Source organism: Paractinoplanes lichenicola, assembly GCF_016785085.1.
Classification (GTDB): Bacteria; Actinomycetota; Actinomycetes; order Mycobacteriales; family Micromonosporaceae; genus Actinoplanes; species Actinoplanes lichenicola.
On the sequence record NZ_JAENHO010000016.1, the window covers coordinates 70,904 to 90,960 of the forward strand.

20 protein-coding genes and 1 riboswitch are annotated in these 20,057 nt (G+C 72.6%); of the genes, 9 read left to right on the forward strand and 11 right to left on the reverse strand.

The genetic code is table 11. The features are described 5' to 3' along the window. The first annotated feature begins 1 nt into the window (after nucleotide 1). The gene (locus tag JKJ07_RS42070; protein ID WP_202997620.1) at nucleotides 2–640 is read left to right on the forward strand and encodes a UbiX family flavin prenyltransferase; all 639 of its coding nucleotides are present in this window, start codon (nucleotides 2–4) and stop codon (nucleotides 638–640) included. Here JKJ07_RS42070 and JKJ07_RS42075 read toward each other — a convergent pair. After that, nucleotides 613–888: a BldC family transcriptional regulator gene (locus JKJ07_RS42075; RefSeq protein ID WP_030442123.1), complete on the reverse strand. Its 276-nt coding sequence runs from the start codon at nucleotides 886–888 to the stop codon at nucleotides 613–615. The two genes, JKJ07_RS42070 and JKJ07_RS42075, sit on opposite strands and share 28 nt — an antisense overlap. Nucleotides 889–1,100: 212 nt before the next feature. Here JKJ07_RS42075 and JKJ07_RS42080 point away from each other — a divergent pair, with 212 nt between their 5' ends. Further along, a complete protein-coding gene (locus tag JKJ07_RS42080; RefSeq protein ID WP_202997621.1) occupies nucleotides 1,101–1,550 on the forward strand; it encodes an Lrp/AsnC family transcriptional regulator in 450 nt (149 codons plus the stop codon). 62 nt (nucleotides 1,551–1,612) lie between these two features. Here JKJ07_RS42080 and JKJ07_RS42085 read toward each other — a convergent pair whose 3' ends face one another. The 4 genes from JKJ07_RS42085 to JKJ07_RS42100 form a co-directional block, all read right to left on the reverse strand. Continuing rightward, nucleotides 1,613–2,263, reverse strand: coding sequence for a putative glycolipid-binding domain-containing protein (locus tag JKJ07_RS42085; protein ID WP_202997622.1), 651 nt, complete (start codon nucleotides 2,261–2,263; stop codon nucleotides 1,613–1,615). 91 nt (nucleotides 2,264–2,354) lie between these two features. Next, a complete protein-coding gene (locus tag JKJ07_RS42090; RefSeq protein WP_236030831.1) occupies nucleotides 2,355–4,271 on the reverse strand; it encodes a DEAD/DEAH box helicase in 1,917 nt (638 codons plus the stop codon). Between the two features lie 288 nt (nucleotides 4,272–4,559). Then, entirely contained in the window at nucleotides 4,560–6,971 is a 2,412-nt protein-coding gene (locus tag JKJ07_RS42095) for a hypothetical protein (protein ID WP_202997623.1), read from the reverse strand. A 207-nt stretch (nucleotides 6,972–7,178) separates the two neighbouring features. Further along, the gene (locus JKJ07_RS42100; RefSeq protein WP_236030832.1) at nucleotides 7,179–8,852 is read right to left on the reverse strand and encodes a C40 family peptidase; all 1,674 of its coding nucleotides are present in this window, start codon (nucleotides 8,850–8,852) and stop codon (nucleotides 7,179–7,181) included. 284 nt (nucleotides 8,853–9,136) lie between these two features. Between JKJ07_RS42100 and JKJ07_RS42105 the strand changes: the two genes are divergently transcribed. From JKJ07_RS42105 to JKJ07_RS42130, 6 genes are all read left to right on the forward strand, one after another. Beyond that, the gene (locus tag JKJ07_RS42105) at nucleotides 9,137–9,805 is read left to right on the forward strand and encodes a hypothetical protein (protein ID WP_202997625.1); all 669 of its coding nucleotides are present in this window, start codon (nucleotides 9,137–9,139) and stop codon (nucleotides 9,803–9,805) included. Between the two features lie 25 nt (nucleotides 9,806–9,830). Continuing rightward, nucleotides 9,831–10,259 carry a hypothetical protein gene (locus JKJ07_RS42110; protein ID WP_202997626.1) on the forward strand — a complete coding sequence of 143 codons (429 nt, stop codon included), beginning with the start codon at nucleotides 9,831–9,833 and terminating at the stop codon, nucleotides 10,257–10,259. Nucleotides 10,260–10,278: 19 nt separating this feature from the next. Continuing rightward, complete coding sequence (locus tag JKJ07_RS42115; RefSeq protein WP_202997627.1) at nucleotides 10,279–10,590, forward strand: DUF4229 domain-containing protein; 312 nt, start codon at nucleotides 10,279–10,281, stop codon at nucleotides 10,588–10,590. Between the two features lie 41 nt (nucleotides 10,591–10,631). Further along, nucleotides 10,632–10,693: riboswitch (cobalamin riboswitch) on the forward strand. 132 nt (nucleotides 10,694–10,825) lie between these two features. Next, nucleotides 10,826–11,761, forward strand: a complete 936-nt coding sequence (locus JKJ07_RS42120) for an ABC transporter substrate-binding protein (RefSeq protein ID WP_202997628.1) — start codon at nucleotides 10,826–10,828, stop codon at nucleotides 11,759–11,761. Continuing rightward, nucleotides 11,758–12,831: a FecCD family ABC transporter permease gene (locus JKJ07_RS42125; RefSeq protein WP_202997629.1), complete on the forward strand. Its 1,074-nt coding sequence runs from the start codon at nucleotides 11,758–11,760 to the stop codon at nucleotides 12,829–12,831. The genes JKJ07_RS42120 and JKJ07_RS42125 overlap by 4 nt, the downstream gene beginning before the upstream one ends. Further along, complete coding sequence (locus JKJ07_RS42130) at nucleotides 12,828–13,595, forward strand: ABC transporter ATP-binding protein (protein WP_202997630.1); 768 nt, start codon at nucleotides 12,828–12,830, stop codon at nucleotides 13,593–13,595. The genes JKJ07_RS42125 and JKJ07_RS42130 overlap by 4 nt, the downstream gene beginning before the upstream one ends. 57 nt (nucleotides 13,596–13,652) lie before the next feature. On the opposite strand, the gene JKJ07_RS42135 is transcribed toward JKJ07_RS42130, so the two are convergent. The 5 genes from JKJ07_RS42135 to JKJ07_RS42155 are packed head-to-tail and all read right to left on the reverse strand — an operon-like array spanning nucleotide 13,653 to nucleotide 17,057. Further along, nucleotides 13,653–14,402 (reverse strand): VOC family protein, encoded by a 750-nt coding sequence (locus tag JKJ07_RS42135; protein WP_202997631.1) that lies wholly within the window; start codon nucleotides 14,400–14,402, stop codon nucleotides 13,653–13,655. Nucleotides 14,403–14,453: 51 nt separating this feature from the next. Continuing rightward, nucleotides 14,454–15,194 carry an ABC transporter permease gene (locus JKJ07_RS42140; protein ID WP_202997632.1) on the reverse strand — a complete coding sequence of 247 codons (741 nt, stop codon included), beginning with the start codon at nucleotides 15,192–15,194 and terminating at the stop codon, nucleotides 14,454–14,456. Nucleotides 15,195–15,203: 9 nt separating this feature from the next. Beyond that, nucleotides 15,204–16,103 carry an ABC transporter ATP-binding protein gene (locus tag JKJ07_RS42145; RefSeq protein ID WP_202997633.1) on the reverse strand — a complete coding sequence of 300 codons (900 nt, stop codon included), beginning with the start codon at nucleotides 16,101–16,103 and terminating at the stop codon, nucleotides 15,204–15,206. Nucleotides 16,104–16,116: 13 nt separating this feature from the next. Further along, a complete protein-coding gene (locus JKJ07_RS42150; RefSeq protein ID WP_202997634.1) occupies nucleotides 16,117–16,428 on the reverse strand; it encodes a winged helix-turn-helix domain-containing protein in 312 nt (103 codons plus the stop codon). After that, nucleotides 16,425–17,057, reverse strand: a complete 633-nt coding sequence (locus JKJ07_RS42155) for a transporter (protein WP_202997635.1) — start codon at nucleotides 17,055–17,057, stop codon at nucleotides 16,425–16,427. The genes JKJ07_RS42150 and JKJ07_RS42155 overlap by 4 nt, the downstream gene beginning before the upstream one ends. A 468-nt stretch (nucleotides 17,058–17,525) precedes the next feature. Between JKJ07_RS42155 and JKJ07_RS42160 the strand changes: the two genes are divergently transcribed. Further along, nucleotides 17,526–17,951 (forward strand): GNAT family N-acetyltransferase, encoded by a 426-nt coding sequence (locus tag JKJ07_RS42160; RefSeq protein ID WP_202997636.1) that lies wholly within the window; start codon nucleotides 17,526–17,528, stop codon nucleotides 17,949–17,951. On the opposite strand, the gene JKJ07_RS42165 is transcribed toward JKJ07_RS42160, so the two are convergent. After that, on the reverse strand, nucleotides 17,935–19,935 hold the full coding sequence (locus JKJ07_RS42165; RefSeq protein ID WP_307834694.1) for a HelD family protein: 2,001 nt from the start codon (nucleotides 19,933–19,935) through the stop codon (nucleotides 17,935–17,937). The two genes, JKJ07_RS42160 and JKJ07_RS42165, sit on opposite strands and share 17 nt — an antisense overlap. Nucleotides 19,936–20,057 lie beyond the last annotated feature (122 nt).

A 20,057-nucleotide genomic window follows, 5' to 3' on the forward strand; every position in this document is an offset into this window, starting at 1 on the left:
CATGCGTGAACCGTGGGTCGTCGGTGTCTCAGGTGCCTCGGGCACGCCCTATGCCAGGGCCGTGCTCACGGGGCTGCTCGACGCGGGCGAGGCCGTCGACCTGGTCATCTCGAAGGCGGCCCGGCTCACCATTCTCGACGAGACCGGTGCCACCGTACGGGATGCGCACTGGAAGGACGACGTCGGCGCGTGGCTGGGCCGTGACCTGGGCGACCTGACGTACTGGCCGGCCGGTGACCTCGCCGCCGGGCCGAGCAGTGGCTCGTACCCGGCGCGAGGCATGGTGGTGGTGCCGGCCAGCACGGCAGCGTGTGCGGGCATCGCCATCGGACTGTCGAAGGATCTCCTGCAGCGGGCGGCCGAGGTGAACCTCAAAGAGCGTCGACGGACAGTGATCGTGCCTCGGGAGACGCCGGTTACTCGCAGTCACCTGGAGCACCTGATCGCCCTGCACGACGCCGGGGCGGTCGTGCTGCCCGCCAGCCCCGGGTTCTACGGCTCCGGGGCGCAGGCCACGGCGCAGCAGCTCATCGACTTCGTTGCGGGCAAGGCGTTGGACGCCATGGGTGTGGAGCACACGCTCCTGACCCGGTGGAAAGGTGAGTTGAATGCTCAGCGCAAGCCGTTGGGCGGGCCGTAGCCCATGCCCGGATTCGTCGGACCCGCGTTGCGTGGGCGGTTGGCCGCGTCGTCCTCGCGCATTTCCTCGACCACGCCGTCGCCTTCCAGCAACGCGCGCACTTCGGACTCGCGGAATCGACGGTGGCCACCCGGGGTGCGAATGCTGCCGATACGTCCGGCTGCGGCCCATCGCGTGACTGTCTTCGGGTCGACGCGGAACAGCGCGGCCACCTCGCCTGGTGTGAGCAGACGATCTCCAGTGTCCACAGCCCCCTCCTCGCGTCGGTCAGTTGGAGCGGCCGTGATCACGGTGAGTGTCGGCGTGCTCGATCGGGACGTAAAGCCATTAGAGCATTGCCCCGGAACCGAGTCCCTGGAATGCGGAAAAAGCCCTAATTGCGACAGTGATCGTTATCCTGCCGCCGATTCCTCACTACCGGGCGTGAGTGGCGTTCTGCCACCCGTTTAGGGTCATCACCATGGACTCCATCGACCTTCGGCTGATCGACCTGCTACGGGACAATGCCCGCTCGTCGTATGCCGAGCTCGCGCGCAAGGTCGGCCTTTCCGCGCCGGCCGTGCACGAGCGGGTGGGCAAGCTCGAGGCGGCCGGCACCATTCGCGGCTATCGCGCCGAGGTCGACCACGAGGCGCTGGGCCTCGGCGTCACCGCGCTGATCGGCATCATCGAGGACTCGGGGGCCGACACCGACGACGTGCTGACCGCCGTGCGGGCCATGCCCGAGGTCGAGAGCTGCTACTTCATGGCCGGTGTGGAGTCTTATCAGCTGACCGTGCGGGTCGGCACGATCGCCGAGCTCGAGCAGCTGATCGTGCGCATCAATCGCACGCCCGGCGTCGCCTCCACCCGTACGGCCATCGCGCTCTCGACGAAATGGGAGAACCGCCCCCAGCCCGGCGTCGGCTGATCTTCCGGGTTCCCACCCGCGGGCATCGACGATCGGGCACCCTTGAGGAGCCCGTACGCCGCTCAACCGGCCCGCCGGGGGCCCGGGTCACCCACTCGCGCCGCCAGGCCCGGATAGTCCACCACGAAGCCGTCCTCGTCGATCGACAGGTCGGCGCTGAACGTCTCGTTCGCGAACCGCACCCGGCCGTCGCCGAGCGCCGTGTAGATCTGGTCCGACTGCACCACTTCGAGGCTCGGCAGCAGCACCCAGGCCACGCTGATCCGATGCGCGACACCGATGTCGGCCCCGACCGCCCGATGCAGCCCGAGCCGGCGGATCGGCAGCGTGTTGGTCAGCGGGGAGCCGCCCAGGTCGACGTCGAACGCGCCGTAGAGCAGGTCGGGATCCTCGGTGCCGGGCAGGCCCGCGCCCGCGTGACCGGCCGTCGACAGCACCTTGTCGAGGTGGCCGCGCTCGGCCGTCGTGACCCGCCAGCGGCCGGCCGCCAGCTCGAGGCGCACCCCACGGCTCCAGCCCGCGCCCTCGGCCGACACGTCGAAGAAGCCGGTGGCCCAGTCGGGGCCGGTGCGCAGCTCGTAGCGGCAGGTGTAGGGGATCGGGTCGACCGCGAGCGCCGTGCCTTGGGCATACAGCCCGTCCGTGGAGTCGGTCAGCACATGCTCGGATCCGGCGGTGTCCTTGCGTTGCCAGAACAACGAAGAGGGCAGCATTCCTCTTGTCTACCCCCGTCGCCGGGCGGGGAAAAGCCGAACGCCCGGCCCCTCTTTCACGAGAGGCCGGGCGTTCGTTCGTTGCTGTGCGTCAGTAGCTGCGCGCCGGGCGGGCGGCGCCGAAGCGGCCCGAGGGCCCCTCGCGGCGGTCGTTCCGCTGGTTGTTGTCGCGCCGGAAGCCACCGGTCCGCTCGCCGTTGCGGCCGTAGCCACCCTGGCCGCCGCGCTCGCCCGAGCTGTAGCCCCCACGGTCGCCGGAGCCGTAGCCGCCGCGCTCACCCGAGCCGGCCCGGTCGCCGTAGCCACCGCGGTCGGGACGGTCGCCGTACGACCGCTGCGGACGGTCGCCGTAGCCGCCGCGCTCCGACCGGTCGCCCGCCGGGCGGTCGCCGTAGGAACGTTGCGGACGGTCACCGGCGGGCCGGTCGTCGAACGAACGCTGCGGACGGTCACCATACGAGCGCTGCGGACGGTCACCACGCGTGCGGTCACCGTACGAGCCGCGCGGCCGGTCGCCGTACGAGCGCTGCGGGCGGTCGCCGAAGCGGCCCCGCGGCCGGTCGCCACGCTCGCGGCGGGGCTCCGGCTCGTCGACCACGGGCACGCCGCTCGGCTCGCGGGCGCCGGTGATCTCGATCAGCTTCTCGTCGCCGTTGCGCACCCGCGTCTCGGCCGGTGCGACCCCGGCCTTCGACATCATGGCCTGGGTGCTGCGACGCTGCTTGGGCAGCACGAGCGTGACGACCGCGCCGGACTCGCCGGCCCGGGCGGTGCGACCGGCCCGGTGCAGGTAGTCCTTCGGGTCCTTGGGCGGGTCGACGTGCATGACCAGCGAGATGCCGTCGACGTGGATGCCGCGGGCGGCCACGTCAGTCGCCACGAGGACGCTGGTGCGGCCCTCCTTGAACTCGGCGAGCGTGCGCGTGCGGACCCGCTGGGTCTTGCCGCCGTGCAGCCCACCGGCCCGGACACCGACCTGCCGGAGCTGCTCGACGAGCCGGTCGACACCCATCTGCGTGCGGGCGAAGACGATCGTCTTGCCGTCCCGGTTCGCGATCGACGCGGCGATCGGGAACTTGTCGTGCGGCGGGATCAGCAGCAGGTGGTGGTCCATGGTGGACACGCTGGCCTCGGCCGGCGCGGTCGAGTGCGTGATCGGGTCGTGCATGAACCGCTTGACCAGCGCGTCGACGTCGCCGTCGAGAGTGGCCGAGAAGAGCAGCCGCTGCGCGCCCTCGGGCGTCTTGGCCAGCAGCTCGGTGACCTCGGGCAGGAAGCCCATGTCGGCCATCTGGTCGGCCTCGTCGAGGACCGTGATCTCGATGTCGTCGAGCTTGCAGGCGCCGCGCTCGATCAGGTCGCCGAGGCGGCCGGGGGTGGCCACCATGACCTCGACACCGCGCCGGAGCGCGTCCATCTGCCGGTCGTACGGCACGCCGCCGACGGCGGTCTTGAGGAAGACGCCGACCGAGCGGCCCAGCGGCATCAGCGCGTCGGCGACCTGCATCGCCAGCTCGCGCGTGGGCACCAGGATCAGGGCCTTGGGGTGGTGCGGGCGGGCCCGGCCACCCTGCGCGACGCGGGCCAGCAGCGGCAGGCCGAACGCCAGGGTCTTGCCGGAACCGGTCTGGCCGCGGCCGAGGACGTCACGACCGGCCAGCGCGTCGGGCATGGTCGCGGCCTGGATCTCGAACGGCGTGGTGATGCCCTCGCGGGTGAGGACGCGCACCAGCTCGGCCGGCAGGCCCAGCTCGGCGAAGCTCGGCAGAGCGACGGGGGCCTCGGCGGGCTCCTCGGTCCCCTCGGCCGGAGTCTCCGCGGTCTCGGTCTCGGCGGCCGGGGTGGTCACGGCCTCGGCCTCGGCGGCCGGGGTCTCGACGACCGCGGTCTCGGCGGCCGGGGTCTCGACAGCCGCGGTCTCGGCGGCGTCGGTCTCGGGGGTCTGCTCATCGGTGGAACGGGGCTCGAAGACGGACGGGAACGTGCTGGGATCAGCGAAAGTGGTCAAGAGAACCTCTCTACGGGGGCGCATGCTCGCGAATGGCCCGCCGCGGCTGTCGAGAGCCGGCCGCTGTAATCCCCGCAAGAACGCCCGTGGCATGCACCGCAAGGGCACGCCGCGTCAATAACTGTCATAAGTGTACGGCTCAACGTTTTGCACGCCGACCGCATTCCGCGCCGGTAGTGGGCAGGCTCACCGCACAAGTGACACACGGCACGACACCCCGGAGGCGCAAACCCGACAAGCTTAGGGTCACTCAGCGCTACAAGCCAAATTTTCCCGTACGCATGTGATCTACGAGAACACCCCGCCGATCCAGTCGCTGAACGAGCTTCCGGCGGTCAGCAGGAACACGATGCTCACCGTCACGAGCAGGCCCAACACCACCAGCATGGCCACTGCGACCTTGAGGTTGCTGCGCTTGCGGTCGACGACCTCGTCGTGCCAGCCCTGGGCCAGGATGTGTCCGGTAAGTGACCCCGAATTCTCCACAGGATTGGTGGAAACGGGCATCGTGGCGTCGATCGTCTCGTAACCGCCGGTGCCGTAGAGCGTGCCCGGTTGCATCTGCCGCGGCACGGCCGCCGTCGGCTCGGGGTCGAAGCCCGGCGGGTACGCCGGAGCGCCGCCAGCCCGACCAGCCGGTGCGGCGCCGATCCGGGTGGGCTCGTCGCCGGCCTGGACAGCCGGTGCCCCGCCGATCCGCGTGGGCTCCTCGCCGGTCCGAACGGCCGGTGCGCCGCCGATCCGGGTGGGCTCGTCGCCGGTCTGAACGGCCGGGGCCGGCCGGGTCGCCGGCTCGCCGAACGGACGAGGCGAAGTCGCACCGAACGGCGCGGTCCTGGCGTCCGGCCCGGCGACCCCGAACGGAGTGCTGGCGGCCGGTGAACGGCCACCGGTGGCGGGCGGCACGGTGTACGACGGCAGACCGCTCTGGATCGTCGGCGGCGGCGGGACGATCGGCTGCGGCGGACCCGGCACGGGGCTCGGGCCGGGCGGACCGGGAACCGGGCTCGGCGACGGACCCGGCGGGACCGGGGACGGACCGGGACCGGGCGGCGTGGGCGACGGACCCGGACCCGGCGGAACCGGTGACGGGCCGGGGCCGGGCGGAACCGGGCCGGGCGGCGTGGGGCCGGGCACCGGAGGCCGGCCGGGGCTGGGCGGCGTGGGACCAGGCGGCGTGGGGCCCGGCGGGGTCGGTGCGGGGCCGGGCGACGGGCTCGGGAACGGGCCCGGGGTCGGCGCCGGGAAGGGGCCGGGCGCCGGCGGGGCCGGGAACGGGTCGGGCGGCTGGATCGGGTCGGGACGACCGGGCGCGGGGCTGGTCGGCTCGGGCCGGGTGGGCTCCGGACGCGACGGCGGGGCCGGAACCGGGGCGGGCCGCTCGGGCTCGCCGGGTTCGGGCTTGGGTTCGCCGGGTTCGGGCTGGCCGGGCTCGGGGTCACTGGGACGCGGGTCGCCGGGTTCGGGCCGGGACGGCTCGCCGGGCTCGGGCTGACCGGGGCGCGGGTCGGACGGCTTGGGGTCGCCGGGCTCGGGTGACGGCTCGGTGGCCTGCGGGGCGCGGGAGCCGGTCGGCGGTGGCGTGACGCGGGCGCGCGCGACGACCGAGCGGCTCTCGTGGCCGGCTTCGTCCGGGGTGGAGGTGCCACCCGCCGGGGGCGCCGAGACCGAGGCGGAGGCGACTGTCCGGCCCGAGATGGAACCCGCCGCTGGGGCCGACGTGGAACCGGCCGCCGGGGCCGAGGCGGAACCAGCTGCCGGGGCCGAGGTGGAGGCGGCTGCCCGGCCCGACGGGGACGCGGAACCGGCCGCCGGGGCCGAGGGCGGGGCGGAGACCGGGGTGGAAGCGACTACCGGGGCTGCGGGGGCGGCCGAGACCGGGGCGGAGGCGACCACGGTGGGCTTGACGACTTTGGCCCCGACGTCCTCAGGGGACTTGCTGCCATAGATCTTGGCTTCGCCCGTGCCCCATCCGGCCGCGCGGGCCGCGCCGGCCGACTCGGGGCTGATCGAGCCGGGCACGCTGACCCGGGCCGCGCCGCTGCCCAGCGTGGTGGGCAGGCGCCGGCTCTCGCCGTCGACCCGCTCGGGCACCAGCTCGGAGGCGGGACTGACCGGCCGCACCGAACCGACGGCGGCCGCCGCACCGGACGCGGGAGCGCTGCCGGCCGGGGCGCCCGAGGCCGGCGTGCCATAAGTCGAGGCACCGGAAATGGGAGCGCCGCCAGAGGCCGGCGTGCCGTAGGTCGAGGCGCCGGATGTGGGAGCGCTGGGGGTGGGGCCGCCGGAACTCGGCGTGCCGTAGGTCGAGGCGCTGGAGGTGGGGCCGCCGGAACTCGGCGTGCCGTAGGTCGAGGCGCCGGATGTCGGCGCGCCGGAGACCGGGCTGCCGGACTTCGCGGAGCCTAGGAGCGAGCCGTCCGAGCTTGGTGAGCCGGAGACGGGAACGCTCGGCGCAGGAGCATCCGAGGCGTGGATCGGGCCGCCGGGTGTGTCGTCCGAGGCCGGGGTGCCGGTGGCGGGGGCCGCCGAGACCGGGGCCGAGGCCTTGATCGTGCCTGCGGCGGGCTGTTTGGCCGCCCACAGGGCACCGGGGGCGGGCGGCGGCGGCGGAGCGTATCCGTCCTGGTCGCCCGCGGGCGTCCGCGCAGCGGGCGGCCTCACGCCGTCGCTGTCCGGTGTCGCCTGCCGCTCGTCCATGGATCCTCCCGACCGCCGCGTGCCGACGGATTCGGTCGCCGGGCGCTGCCCATAACCGTGCCATATCCGTGCGCGTCAGCACACCCGGCATCAACCGGACCATGCCCCCGGCCCGGCACTGACCACCGGAAAGGCGAAATATGAACGCCTCCCGGATGATCACCTGCCGGTCCGGGAAGACCGAGACTATAGGGCGCCGACTGCTCGTCAGGAGCCGGAAGCAGACGACGAGGCCGCCCGGCTGCTCGCCGACTCGGCGGCGTTGGCCGAACTCGTCGTGCCGCTGGGCGTGTTGGCCGCGCTGCTCGAGGCCGACCCGCCCGAAGACGAGCCGCCCGACGAGGACCCGCCCGACGACGAGCCGCCGGAGTTCGACCCTCCGCCCGACGGCGAGCCGCCCGAGCTGGACCCGCCGCCGTTGGCCGGCGGGTTCGTCGTGGCCGGCGGGTTGGGGGTCGACGGTGGCCTCGTGGTCGCCGGGGGCGGCGTCGTGGCCGGCGGGGTGGTCGCGGGCGGCGTGGTGGCCGGCGGTGTGGTCGCCGGGGGCGTCGTGGCGGGTGGGGTGGTCGCCGGCGGTGTGGTGGCCGGTGGCGTGGTGCCCGGCGGGGTCGTCTTGGGCGGCGTGCTCACCGGCGGCGTCGTCCTGGGCGGCGTCGTCGTCGGGAAGGTCGGCACCGGCAGCGTCGGCCTGGGGGTCGGGTTGCCCGTCGGGTCGGGGTCGGGCGCGCCCAGCTCGGGACCGGGGACGATGCCCTCGATCGAGCCGAAGATGCGGGTGGCCTGGAACAGGCGCGACCAGCGGACCGGGGTCAGGCGCACGTTCAGACCCGTACGCGGGGCCTCGACCATCATGCCGTCGCCGGCGTACATGGCGACGTGGTGGATGCCCCGCCAGCTGTTCGAGTGGCTGAAGAACAGCAGGTCACCGGGGAGCAACGAGTAGCGCGAGACGACCTTGTTGCGGGTCTGCCAATACTGGTCGCGGGACACGCGGGTCAGCTGGAAGCCGACCGAGCGGTACGCCGCGTACATCAGGCCGGAGCAGTCGTACTCGTCCGGGCCCTCCTCGGACCACACATACGGATCGCCGCGCTGGGCCAGGGCGAACTGCAGCGCCTGCATGGCCCGCGCGTCGGCGCCGCGGCCTGCCTCGGCGCCGGCCAGGAAGCCCGCACCGAGCGCGCTGTCGACCCCGGCCTGGCTGGCCTCGGCGGCGGCCAGCTCGTCGGCGTGCGCGAGCTCGAGGCGCTGCTGGGCGGCCTGCTTCTTGGTCAGGGTGCCGTTGAGCTTGGCGTACTTCTTTTCGAGCTCGGTGAACCGCTCGCCGCTCAGCGACTGCTCGTCGAGGGCGAGCTGGGTGGTCACCTGGGCCAGCTCGATCTGCCGGGCGATCGCCTGCCGGGTGTCGTCGCCGCGCTGCAGGCGGGCCAGGTCGCCGAGGTCGGAGAGCCCGCCGAGCCCGCCGGGCGGGGCCGCGGCCGCGTCGACCACGGCCTGGGCGGCCGCCTCGGCGGCGGCGGTCTGCGCCTCCTGCAGCACCTCGGAGGCCTGCTTGACCTTCAGATCGGCCGCGGTGTGCTGGTCACGGGCGAGATCGCGATCCTGCCCGACCTGAATCAGCTGGTCGCCGAGGGTCGCGATCTCGTTGCGGCCCTTCTCGATCTGCTGCAGCGCGGGGCTGGCGGCGGCGCCGGCCAGCGACGCGGTCGGGGTGGGGGTCGCGACCTTCTGACCCGGGAGGGCCAGGGTGCCGAGCGCCATCGGCCGGGCGCCGACGTCGGGCACGGCCTGGTTGAACGTGTCTTGGGGGGCGTTGGCCGGGTCGGCCAGGGCCGGGAGGGGCTGGAAGAGGGCAGCGATCGTGGCGGCGACGGCAGACATCACAACAGGGCGCCACCATGGACGCGCGCTGCGTGATCGCCGGACCCCAACTCGTGCTGTCGCCATGTGCTCCCCGTCCGCCGCGACGCCGGGCGCCGCATGCCGTTCCCTCTAAAGGCATACATCACCCTGAACATGCCTGTCGATTGATCGAAGATGAAAGAAGGCTGGGAATCCGGCGAACAACCGCGTGACCTGCACCTCCGTATCGAGCGGCCAAATCAAGATCGTCGGAGGCGGGGACGTACCCTCGACGGCGAGGCGGTGGAGAAGGAGTGCGACAGATGGATGCCGGACGCAAGAGCGAGCTCGAGACGAAGGTCTACGCGGGCGAGCGGCTGACCCGGGCGGACGGCGAGGCGCTCCTCGGGTGTGACGACCTGGCCTGGCTCGGCCGGCTGGCGCACCACCGGCGCACCGAGCTCAACGGCGACCGCGTGCTGTTCGCGGCCGACCCCGACCCGGCCCGCGAGCTCGCCGGTGAGTCGCCGCTCGCGGCCCTCCTCCCGTACGGGAAGGACGACAACCACGGGCAGCGCCTCGACCACCTGATCCGGCTGCGCGACCGGCAGGACGAGACGGGTGGCCTGGTGGTCCTCATCCCGGTGCTGCACCAGCCCGAGTCGGGGGATCACACCGAGACGGCCGCGCCCGCCGAGTCGCTCAAGACGTTCGCCGTGGCCCGCCTGCTGGTCGACAACGTGCCGCACGTGAAGTCGCTGTGGGGCAACCACGGCCTGTCGGTGGCCCAGCTGACGCTCAACTTCGGCGCCGACGACCTCGACGGCTCGGTCACCGACGGCGACCCCACCCGCGACGACCTGCTCGAACTCATCTGGGACGCGGGTTTCCGGCCGGTCGAGCGGGACGCGCGTTACGAGGTCGTGCACGAGCACGAGCCGGCCCCCTCGCTGGCCGGGCGGCGCAGCGAGCCGCAGAAGGTCTGGGCCTGAGCCGAGCGCGTAGTCTGCACTTGTCATGACGGACACGAAGAGCGAGCGCCGGCCGCGCCGCGACCCCAGTGGACGCCTGGCCACCATCGGTGACCTGATCGGCACCGCCCTGGCCGGGCTGGTGACCGGTGCCGTCCTGCTGCTGATCCTCGAGGCGATCCTGTCGCTGACCCGGGTCTCGGATTTCGGTGACACCAGCGGCTGGCTGGCCATCATCCTGCCGGTGTGGCTGTTCGTCGAGGAGTTCCGGGCCGAGGGCTTCGGTGCCTCGCGCGTGGTGGTCGCGCTGCTCGGCATCGGGTTCGCGGTGGCCGCCGGCATGACCGTCGCCGGGCTGGCCGCGAGCCAGTTCCCGACGCTGGTCAGCGGGCTGGCCGGGGCCGCGGGCTTCACCGTCGTCTACTGCCTGATCTGGTTCTACGGCCTGCGCTGGCTGAACGACCGCACGAGCTGATGCAAGGAAAGAGGGAGAGATGAGCCCCGCCATCAAGTACACGCTCGGGCGGGTCGGCCTGTTTGCCGTCGTCCTCGGGCTGCTCTCGTTCTTCCCGCTCAACTTGCTGGTCGCGGGCATGATCGCGATTGTCGTGTCGGCCGTCGCGTCCTATTTTCTGCTCGCCAAGTGGCGCAACCAGATGAACGAGCAGCTGGTGAGCGTGGCGACCCGCCGCTCGGCCGAGAAGGAGCGGCTGCGCGCCGCCCTGGCCGGCGACGAGGAGGCGGCCGCCGAGGGCGACCGGGCCGCGCCGGCCAAGGTGGAAGAGAAGCCCGCCGACCGCGCGTAGCGCTCCGGTGGGTTAGCGTCGGAGGGACCGCGTTCAGCGAAGCCGGTGCGAGTCCGGCGCTGTCCCGCAACTGTGTGGCCCTCGCCAAGGGGGTCGAGCCAGGTCGCCTGGACGCCGGTCGCGAACCAGCGCTCCCGGGGAGGGGCGCCTCGCGGACGGACCGCCCCCGAGGCCTCGTCGGCGAAGCACCCGGCCGACGCCCGTCGGCATCGCACCCGGCCGACCGGAGGACCTCATGAAACGCGTGCTCACGGCTGCCCTGGCGGCCACCACCCTGCTCGTCGCCGGTGCCTGCGGCGGCAACGACGACACCACCGAGCCCTCGGGCACCACACCCTCGAGCGCGGCCGCCGCGGCGTACCCGGTGACCGTTGGTGACCTCACGCTGGAGCAGAGGCCCGAAAAGATCGTCTCGCTGAGCTCGACCGCCACTGAGATCCTGTACGCGATCGGGGCCGGTCCGCAGGTCACCGCGGTCGACGACCAGTCCAACCACCCGGCCGACGCACCCCGGACCGACCTGTCCGGGGTCAAGCCGAACGCCGAGGCGATCGCGGCCGAGGACCCCGACCTGGTGATCCTGTCCAACGACATCGACAAGATCGTTTCGCAGCTGGACAAGCTCGAGATCCCGGTGTTCCTGGCCTCGGCGACAACCGACCTCGACGGCACCTACGAGCAGATCAGGCAATTCGGCAGCCTCACCGGGCACCGGACCGAGGCCGACGCGCTGAGCGCCACGATGACCGCGGACATCGACAAGATCGTCAAAGACGTGCCGCGGCGCAGCACCCCGCTCAGCTACTACTACGAGCTCGATCCGACCTTCTACAGCGTCACCTCCAAGACGTTCATCGGCTCGATCTTCGCGAAGTTCGGCATGGAGAACGTGGCCGACGCCGCCGACCCGGACGGCGCCAAGGGCGGCTATCCCCAGCTGTCGCAGGAGGCGCTGGTCAAGTCCGATCCGGACACGATCTTCCTGGCCGACAGCAAGTGCTGCCAGCAGTCGCCGCAGACGGTGACCGCGCGCAAGGGCTGGAGCACGATCACCGCGGTCAAGAACAACCAGATCTACGCGCTGGACGACGACATCGCCTCCCGCTGGGGCCCGCGTACGGTCGACCTCGTACGCACCATCGCCGACGCGGTGACCAAGATCCCCGCGTGACGGCGACGCTCGCTTCCCGCCCGCGGCCGGCCGGCCTGCGCGCCGGTTGGCTGGCCGGTGGCGTGGCCGCGGTGCTGGTCGCATTGATCGCCGGGCTGGCCTTCGGGTCGGTGGCGCTGCCGCCGGGCGGGGTCGCGATCGAACTGCTCAACCTCATCCCGGGTGTTCGCCTGCACAGCGGCCTGACCGAGCGTGAGGTGGCCATCCTCACCGAACTGCGGCTGCCCCGGGTCGTGCTCGGCCTGCTCGTCGGCGGGCTGCTGGCCCTGGCCGGCGCCGCCTATCAGGGCGTGTTCCGCAATCCGCTGGCCGACCCGCACCTGCTCGGGGTGGCCGCCGGCGCGGGCCTGGGCGTCACCGCGGTGATCTCGTTGCGGGCCGGGACGACCGGCGACGCGACGGCCAACCTGCCGGTCGGGGTGCCGGTCGCGGCGTTCGCGGGCGCGCTGCTGGCCGTCGCGCTGACCTGGCTGCTGGGCGCGGCCGGGGGGCGCGACCGGTCGCCGGCCACCCTGATCCTGGCCGGGGTGGCGGTGTCATCGTTCCTCGCCGCGGGTCAGACCTACCTCATGCAGCAGCACGTCGACACGCTGCGCGAGGTCTATTCGTGGCTGCTGGGCCGGCTGGCCACCGCCGGGTGGCACGACGTGTTGATCGTCCTCCCGTACGCGGTGGTGACCGCCGTGATCGTGCTCGCCCAGCGGCGTGAGCTCGACGTGCTGACCGTCGGTGACGAGGAGGCGAGCGGTCTCGGGTTGCACCCGCAGCGCAGCCGCTACCTGCTGATCGTGGCCGCCTCGTTGGGCACCGCGGCCGCCGTCTCGGTCTCCGGCCTGATCGGCTTCGTCGGCATCATCGTCCCGCACACGATGCGCCTGCTGGCCGGGCCCAGCCATCGCTCGATCCTGCCGCTGTCGGTGCTGTTCGGCGGCGCCTTCCTGGCCCTGGCCGACCTGCTCGCCCGCACGGCCGGGGGCCAGGCCGAGATCCCGATCGGCGTGATCACGGCGTTCTTCGGCGCGCCGTTCTTCATCGTCGTGCTGCGCCGCAGCCGGGCGGGCACACCATGATCAGGGCGCGCGACCTCCGCGTACGGCTGGACGGGAACTTGATCGTCGACGGCGTGGACCTGGACGTGGCCAGCGGCGAGTGGGTCATGGTGATCGGCCCGAACGGCGCCGGCAAGTCGACCGCATTGCGCGCGATCGGCGGGTTGCTGCCCTTCACCGGCGTCGTCGAGCTCGACGGCCGTCCGATCGACACTCTGCACCGCCGCGAACGCGCGAAGACGATCGCCACGGTCAACCAGACGCCGACCGTGCCGCCCGGGATGCGCGTCCTCGACTACGCGCTGCTCGGCCGCACGCCGTACATCCCCCCGCTCGGCCGGGAATCCGCCGCCGACCTGGCCGCGGTCGAGGAGGTGCTGGAGTCGCTCGACGTCGCCCGGTTCGCCGGACGGCGGTTGGAGACGCTCTCGGGTGGCGAGCGGCAGCGGGTGTTCCTGGCCCGCGCGCTGGCCCAGGGCGCGGGGATTCTGCTGCTCGACGAGCCGACCAGCGCCCTCGACATCGGACACCAGCAGGAGGTGCTCGAGCTGATCGACCGGCTCCGGGCCGAGCGGGGGCTGACCGTGCTGGCCACCATGCACGATTTGTCCGTCGCGGGGGAGTACGCCGAGCGCATGGTGCTGCTGGCCGAAGGGGTGGTGGCCGCGGCGGGGACGGCCCGGGAGGTGCTGACGGAGGAGAACCTGGCCAAGCACTACCGGGTGCGGGTGCGGGTAATCGACGGCGAGCACGGGCCGCTGGTGGTGCCCGTCCGCCACCGGTAAGTGAGTACTCACATCGGCTACATGGGCCGCGCGCGAGTGTCGGGCGGCGGCCTCGGGTCAGCGGTTGCCGGCCAGGACGGCGAACCAGCCGCCCTGGGCGTCGGCCAGCACCGCGTACCGGCCGATCGGGAGGGTCGTCGGCGGACGCACGATCGAGCCGCCCAGTGCCAGTGCGCGGTCGGTCGCCGCGTCGCTGTCGGGGACTGCGAAGTAGACCGTCCAGTGCGGACCGACGTCGTCGTGCCACTCCTCGGGGAGCATCGGCTGGATGCCGCAGACCGGGGTCTCGTGGACCTTGGCTACGACGTACGGGATGCCGGACATCGAGCTGTTGCGGAACTGCCAGCCGAACACTGCCTGGTAGAAGGCCATCGAACCGTCGAGGTCGCGGGTGTTCAGCTCGTTCCAGGTGAGCGCGCCGGGCACGTCGAACAGCTCCGCGCCGCGCATCGTGCCGGGCTCCCAGACGCTGAACGGCGCGCCGCCGGGGTCGAGGAAGGCGGCCATCCGGCCCTGATCCTGCACGTCGAACGGGGGGACCAGCACCTTGCCGTCGGCCGCGGCCACCCGGGCCGCGACCCCGTCGGCGTCGTCGGTGCCGATGTATGTGCTCCAGGCGGTCGGCTGGCCGGCCCCGTAGAGCGGGCCGGCGCCGGCCACCGGCCGCCCGCGGAGCAGGAAGGTGATGTAGTCGCCGGCGACATCCGACGTCCACCCGAACAGCGCGGTGTAGAACCTCTCCGCGTCGACGGGATCGGCAGTGCCGAGATCGACCCACGTAGGTGATCCGGGAGTCGATGGGGTCATGGCCGAAATCGTCGCACCGCGCACCTTTGGACGGGCTTAAGTGTCGTTGTTCTAGCTGAACCGCCGACCCTCGTCGCGTCGATAGGCCCATACGGCCACCCAACCTAGGGCGATGATCCAGCCCACAAGCGCGGCGATTGAGCCGAAATCGTAGGGAAAGTCGCCGACGGCGGCCCACATGAGCCGGGCCGCGCCGCCGGTCGGCAGGTAGGGCGCGATGTCCTCGACGATGCCGGGCGCCATGCCGGGGCCGGTCATCAGGCCGCCCAGGAAGGCCAGCGGGAAGAACAGCAGCTGGGCGACGACGACCGCGGCCTTCTGCGGCATGGAGTAGCCGATCGCGAGTCCCATCAGGATGAACGGGATGGCGATGACCACCACGGTGGCCGCGGTGAGCAGGAACTGGGCCGAGGTCAGGGTGGCCTCGGTCAGGAACGCCGCGATCAGGACGACCGGGATCAGCGAGACGAACATCAGGGTCAGGCCGGAAAGGATGCGGCCGGCGAAGCGGGGCAGGGCCCCGGCGGGCAGGGTGCGCATGTACGGATCCCACGGCTGCGCCCGATCCTCGGAGACGCCGACGCCGTGCTGGAACAGGTTGGTCGACATCACCGAGAACGTGATCATCGAGGCGGTCGCGAACGTCGCGTACTCCGCGTTGTCACCGACGAACGGCACCACGAACGCGAGCATCGCCGCGGCCGGGAAGAAGGCGCTGCCGAACAGGGCGATCGGGATGCGGGCGGTCTCGAGCAGCTGAAACTTGGCGTGGGTGAGCGCGAGGGATGTCATGGAAGCCTCTCAGGCGGCGCGAGCGATGGCGGTGGCGGGCGCGCGGTCTTCGGTGATGGTCAGGAACGCCTCCTCGAGCGAGGTCGGGCGCACCTCCAGATCCTTGAAAGGCACCTCGTACGCGACCAGGTCGCGCACCAGGCGGTCGGCGTCGGCGGTCAGCAGGTGCAGCCGGTCGCCGTCGCGCTCGGCGCCCGCGATGCCGGGCAGGTCGGGCAGCGAGTCGGCCAGGCTGAGGCTGACCCGGTGGACGGCGACCAGGCCGCGTACGGCGTCGACCGTGTCGTCGGCGAGCACCCGGCCACCCCCGATCACCACCACCCGCCGGGCCAGGGCCTCGATCTCCTCCAGGTAGTGGCTGGTCAGCACGACCGTGCCGCCCTCGGCCTGGAAGGCGCGGATGCCGTCCCACAGGAACCGGCGGGCCTGCACGTCGAGCCCGGTGGTGGGCTCGTCGAGGAACACGATGCGGGGCCGGCCGACGAACGCGAGAGCGACGGCGACCCGGCGCTTCTCGCCGCCGGAGAGGCCGCCGGTCTGCCGCCGGACGAGCTCGGTCAGCCCGAACCGGTCGAGCAGCTCGGCCTTGGGCAGCGGCTTGTCGTAGTGGGCGGAGACGAAATCGACGACCTCGCCGACCCGCAGCGAGCCCGGCAGGCCCGTCTCTTGTGGAGTGACGCCGAGGTGGCGCCGGCTCTGCGGCAGGCGCGGGTCGCCGCCGAGCAGCTCGACCGTGCCCGAGGTGGGCCGCCGGATGCCGGTCAGCAGGTTGACCAGGGTGCTCTTGCCGGCTCCGTTGGGGCCGAGCAGGCCGACCAGCTCGCCGGACTCGACCTCGAAGGTGACACTGTCGAGGGCCAGGTTGTCGCCGTAGCGGCGGGTGACGTCGAGAGCGCGGGCCAGGATCACGACTTCTCCTCGTTCAGGGGTTTAGCAGCGCGCGCAGCGCCGCGGTGTAGTCGTCGAAGGCGAGCCGGCCGCGGCGGGTCAGCCGGACCAGGGTGGCCGGGGTGCGGCCCTGATGGGTCTTGGTGACCTCGACATATCCCGCGTCCTCGAGCTTGCGCAGGTGGACCGAGAGGTTGCCGGCGGTCATCCGCAACGACTCCTGGAGCTGGGGGAAGGTGATGCGGTCGTCCTCGCGTAACACCGAGAGGGCCGAGACGACGCGCAGCCGGGCCTGGGCGTGGATCACCGGGTCGAGCTCGGTGACCAGCGGTTCGTTGTCGGTCATCGCAACCGCAGCCACCCGATCAGGCCGGCCACGATCATGCCGCCGCCCCCGGCCACGGCGACGATCAGCGCGTGCCAGCCCGGGCCGATCAGGATGCCGGCGATGTTGATGACGCTGGTCCAGGCGCCGAGGGCGAACAGCTCACGGTCGTTCCACACCGCGCCGCCGGCCATGTGCAGCGCGCCGGTGAGCGCGACCATGCCGCCCGCCCACAGCAGGCCCGCCTTGTCCTCCGGCAGCAGATCGCTGAACTGCGAGAACAGGATGGAGAAGGCGGTGAAGGCGATCGACCAGCTGATGCCGTACATCGCGCCCTGGCGGGTGCTGGGGCCCGTGACGCGGCGGCTCACCTTGCTGCCGGCGATGCCGGTGGTGATGCCCGCCGCGACCATGAGCAGGGCCAGGGCGACCAGCGGCAGCCACTCGGGCAGGTTGACAAAGACCCGGCCGTCGGGGCCGAAGCGCAGGAAGAACAGCGTGAAGCCGGCGAGCCAGGCGATGCCCCACGGCCAGAACATCAGGCGCGGGTCGGGCGCGAGGTCGCGGCCGAGATTGTGCCGCTCGCGCTCGATCAGGGCCAGCGACTCGGCCGGGTCGAGGGGAGGGGCGTCGTCGTCGATCGGGGTCATGCAAAGAACTTTACCGCACAAAGTCAAAGAGGTTTGTGCCATAAAGTTGACTAGGGGTCGCAGGGTGGTTCGCGGGCTTCGGGCGGGGACGGGCCGGAGTGGTTTGCGGGCGGCGGCGGGAGGGGTGGCAAACGGACGTGAGTGAGGCGGTGACGAGCCGGCCATTGGCGGCCGCAGGGTGAGGTCGGGCGTGGCGGCGGGCTGCGGCGGTTCGCGGGCGTGGGGTGAGGCGGCGGCGGATTGGAGCGGTTTGCGGCGTGAGGTGGGGGCGGCGGCGGGTTGGGGCGGTTTGCGGCGTGAGGTGGGGGGTGGCGGCGGATTGGGGCGGCTTGCGGGCGTGGGGTGAGGCGGCCTGGGCTGGCTCGCGGGTGTCGAGCGAGGCGGGGCCGGCGAGGCGGGGCGGGTTAGCGGCGGCGGGCGGGTGGCGGTGGAGCGGGGAGGTCGGGGTTTGGCGGTTACGCTCGGGGCGTGTCGAGTCTGATCTTGCGGGCGGCGGAGTCGTCGGAGCTCGGCGCGGTGCTGCGGTTCTGGCAGGTCGCCGCTGAGAACGAGGGGCGGCCGGTCGACACGCCCGCCGCGCTGGCTGCTCTGCATCTGCGTGATCCCGATGCCTTGATCGTCGCGGTGGACGACGGGCGCGTCGTCGGCACTGTGATCGCCGGATGGGACGGCTGGCGTTGTCATCTCTATCGGCTCGCCGTCGCGCCCGGCCGCCGGCGTGAGGGCATCGGCGCGGCCCTGATCGACGCGGCCGAGCGACGATTCCGGGCCCTCGGCGGCAGCCGGGTCGACGCGATGGTGCTCGACGGCAACGAGCGGGCCCACGCGATCTGGGCCGCGCGTGGCTACCGCCGGCAGCCGGAGTGGTCGCGCTGGGTCAAGCCGCTGCGGTGAGCGGGCCGGGCAGCGGCTGGGCGTGCACGACCGACAGCCGCGACACCGCGCGGGTCAGCACGACGTAGAGCCGGTTGAGGCCGCGGGGCTCGGCGGCGACGATGTCGGCCGGCTCGTGGACGACCACATGGTCGTACTCGAGGCCCTTGACCATCGTGGCCGGCACCACCGTGACCCGCGCCTCGGAGTCGACGTCGTCGGCCGTCGCGTGCTCGATGCCCGCCGTGGTCAGGTGTTGACGCAGTCGGTCGACCGCCGCGTCGGCCGCGATCACCGCCACCGAGCCCTCGTGCGCCAGCGCCGCGGTCACCTCGGTCAGCGTCTCGGCGTCCAGGTCGGACGGTTCGGCCACCGGCACGAGCACCAGGTCGCCGTCGCGGCGCAGCGACACCGCCTCGGGCACGTCGACGCCGAGCGCGGGCAGCAGGCGGTTGGCCAGTTCGACGACCGAGGCCGGCACGCGGAACCCGACCGTCAGCGGCACCACCGCCGCCTCCGGCTTGCCCAGGTGGCCCAGCGTCACCTGCCACTCGGCGGCGGCCCACGGCGCGGTGCCCTGGGCCAGGTCGCCCAGCACGGTGATCGACCCGTGCTCGCTGCGCCGGGCGATCGCGCGGGCCTGCATGGGGGAGAGATCCTGGGCCTCATCGACCACCACGTGCCCGAAGCTCGTCTCGCGCTCGAGCAGCCCCGCCGCCTCGTCGATCAGCACCAGGTCGGCCGGGCTGAACTTGGCCGATTTCACGGTCTTGGGCGGCTTGGCCCAGCGGATCGCGTCGCGTTCCTCGTCGGTCAGCAGGCCCTCGGGCGGGTCGGTCAGCACCTCGGCCACCAGCTGCTCGGGCGTGACCGCGGGCCACGACGCCTCGAGGAACTCCACGACCGGGCCGATCTTGCTCATCCGGCGCAGCCACCCCTCGCCCGGCGAGTTCCCGGTGCGATATTCGGACTGCCGCTGCAAAAGACCGACCACCCTGGCCCGTACGCGGTCACGACCGACCCCGTACGGGAGGCCCTCGCGCCGTGCCTCGTCGACGATGCGCCGCAGGGGTTCGGCGTCGATGCGCCACCGGTACGACCCGTCCGAGACCATGATCGGGTCGGTGGGCTTGGCCAGCTTGCGCCACAGGGCCTTGTGCAGCACCTCGGCCATCCGCACGTCGTTCTTGACCAGGGCCGCGGCCGGGCTGTCGGTGGCCCGGGCGGTCCGCCCGACCAGTTCGTCCACCGTGGCCTGTTGCACCTCGACCTCGCCGAGGGCGGGCAGCACGGCCGAGATGTACGACAGGAAGGCCGTGTTCGGCCCGACGATCAGCACGCCCGAGCGCCGCAGCCGTTCCCGGTGCAGATAGAGCAGGTAGGCCGCCCGGTGCAGGCCCACCGCGGTCTTGCCGGTGCCGGGGGCGCCCTGCACGCAGATCGAGTCGGTCAGCTCGGCCCGCACCAGCTCGTCCTGCTCGGGCTGGATCGTCGCCACGATGTCGCGCATCGGCCCGACGCGCGGGCGCTCGATCTCGGCGGTCAGGATGCGGCTCTTGGTGCCCAGCTCCTCGCCGCGGTCGAGGTGCTCGTCCTCGAAGCTGGTCAGCTCGCCCTTGACGAAGCCGAACCGGCGGCGGGTGGCGACCCCCTGCGGGTCACGGACGCTGGCCCGATAGAACGAGCGGGAGAGCGGGGCCCGCCAGTCGAGCACCATCGGCTCGCCGGCGTCGTCGGTGACGTGGCGGCGGCCCACGTGGAACGCCGCCTCCTCGATGTCGAGCCGGCCGAAGAAGAGCGGGGTGGTCGGGTCGTCGGCGAGCTCCTTGACGCGGCGGGCCATGTGCCGGCCCAGCTGCTCGGCGGTGTAGGCGTCGCCGGCCACCCGGTCGCCGGTCGAGAAGAGCTCCTCGGCCCGGCCCCGCATGCGGGCGAGCGCGGCGCGCGACTCGGCGAGGTGGTGTCGTTCGGCGGTGAGTTCGGTGTCCAGGTCGAATGCGGGCACGGTGCATCCTCGGGCCGGTGTTACTCGTCTGCTCGCGTTTCCGGGGGGCTCACGTCGCCCATCGGCGCGGGGAGGACGTCCGCTGCGGTGCATGCTCACCACGGCCGTCAAGCGGCACTCCA

Excerpts from the sequence above, each read along its gene's own strand:
- JKJ07_RS42070 (WP_202997620.1), top strand. The coding sequence starts at position 2 with ATGCGTGAACCGTGGGTCGTCGGTGTCTCAGGTGCCTCGGGCACGCCC.
- JKJ07_RS42080 (WP_202997621.1), top strand. The coding sequence starts at position 1,101 with ATGGACTCCATCGACCTTCGGCTGATCGACCTGCTACGGGACAATGCC.
- JKJ07_RS42085 (WP_202997622.1), bottom strand. The coding sequence starts at position 2,263 with ATGCTGCCCTCTTCGTTGTTCTGGCAACGCAAGGACACCGCCGGATCC.
- JKJ07_RS42095 (WP_202997623.1), bottom strand. The coding sequence starts at position 6,971 with ATGGACGAGCGGCAGGCGACACCGGACAGCGACGGCGTGAGGCCGCCC.
- JKJ07_RS42100 (WP_236030832.1), bottom strand. The coding sequence starts at position 8,852 with ATGTCTGCCGTCGCCGCCACGATCGCTGCCCTCTTCCAGCCCCTCCCG.
- JKJ07_RS42105 (WP_202997625.1), top strand. The coding sequence starts at position 9,137 with ATGGATGCCGGACGCAAGAGCGAGCTCGAGACGAAGGTCTACGCGGGC.
- JKJ07_RS42110 (WP_202997626.1), top strand. The coding sequence starts at position 9,831 with ATGACGGACACGAAGAGCGAGCGCCGGCCGCGCCGCGACCCCAGTGGA.
- JKJ07_RS42115 (WP_202997627.1), top strand. The coding sequence starts at position 10,279 with ATGAGCCCCGCCATCAAGTACACGCTCGGGCGGGTCGGCCTGTTTGCC.
- JKJ07_RS42120 (WP_202997628.1), top strand. The coding sequence starts at position 10,826 with ATGAAACGCGTGCTCACGGCTGCCCTGGCGGCCACCACCCTGCTCGTC.
- JKJ07_RS42130 (WP_202997630.1), top strand. The coding sequence starts at position 12,828 with ATGATCAGGGCGCGCGACCTCCGCGTACGGCTGGACGGGAACTTGATC.
- JKJ07_RS42135 (WP_202997631.1), bottom strand. The coding sequence starts at position 14,402 with ATGACCCCATCGACTCCCGGATCACCTACGTGGGTCGATCTCGGCACT.
- JKJ07_RS42140 (WP_202997632.1), bottom strand. The coding sequence starts at position 15,194 with ATGACATCCCTCGCGCTCACCCACGCCAAGTTTCAGCTGCTCGAGACC.
- JKJ07_RS42150 (WP_202997634.1), bottom strand. The coding sequence starts at position 16,428 with ATGACCGACAACGAACCGCTGGTCACCGAGCTCGACCCGGTGATCCAC.
- JKJ07_RS42155 (WP_202997635.1), bottom strand. The coding sequence starts at position 17,057 with ATGACCCCGATCGACGACGACGCCCCTCCCCTCGACCCGGCCGAGTCG.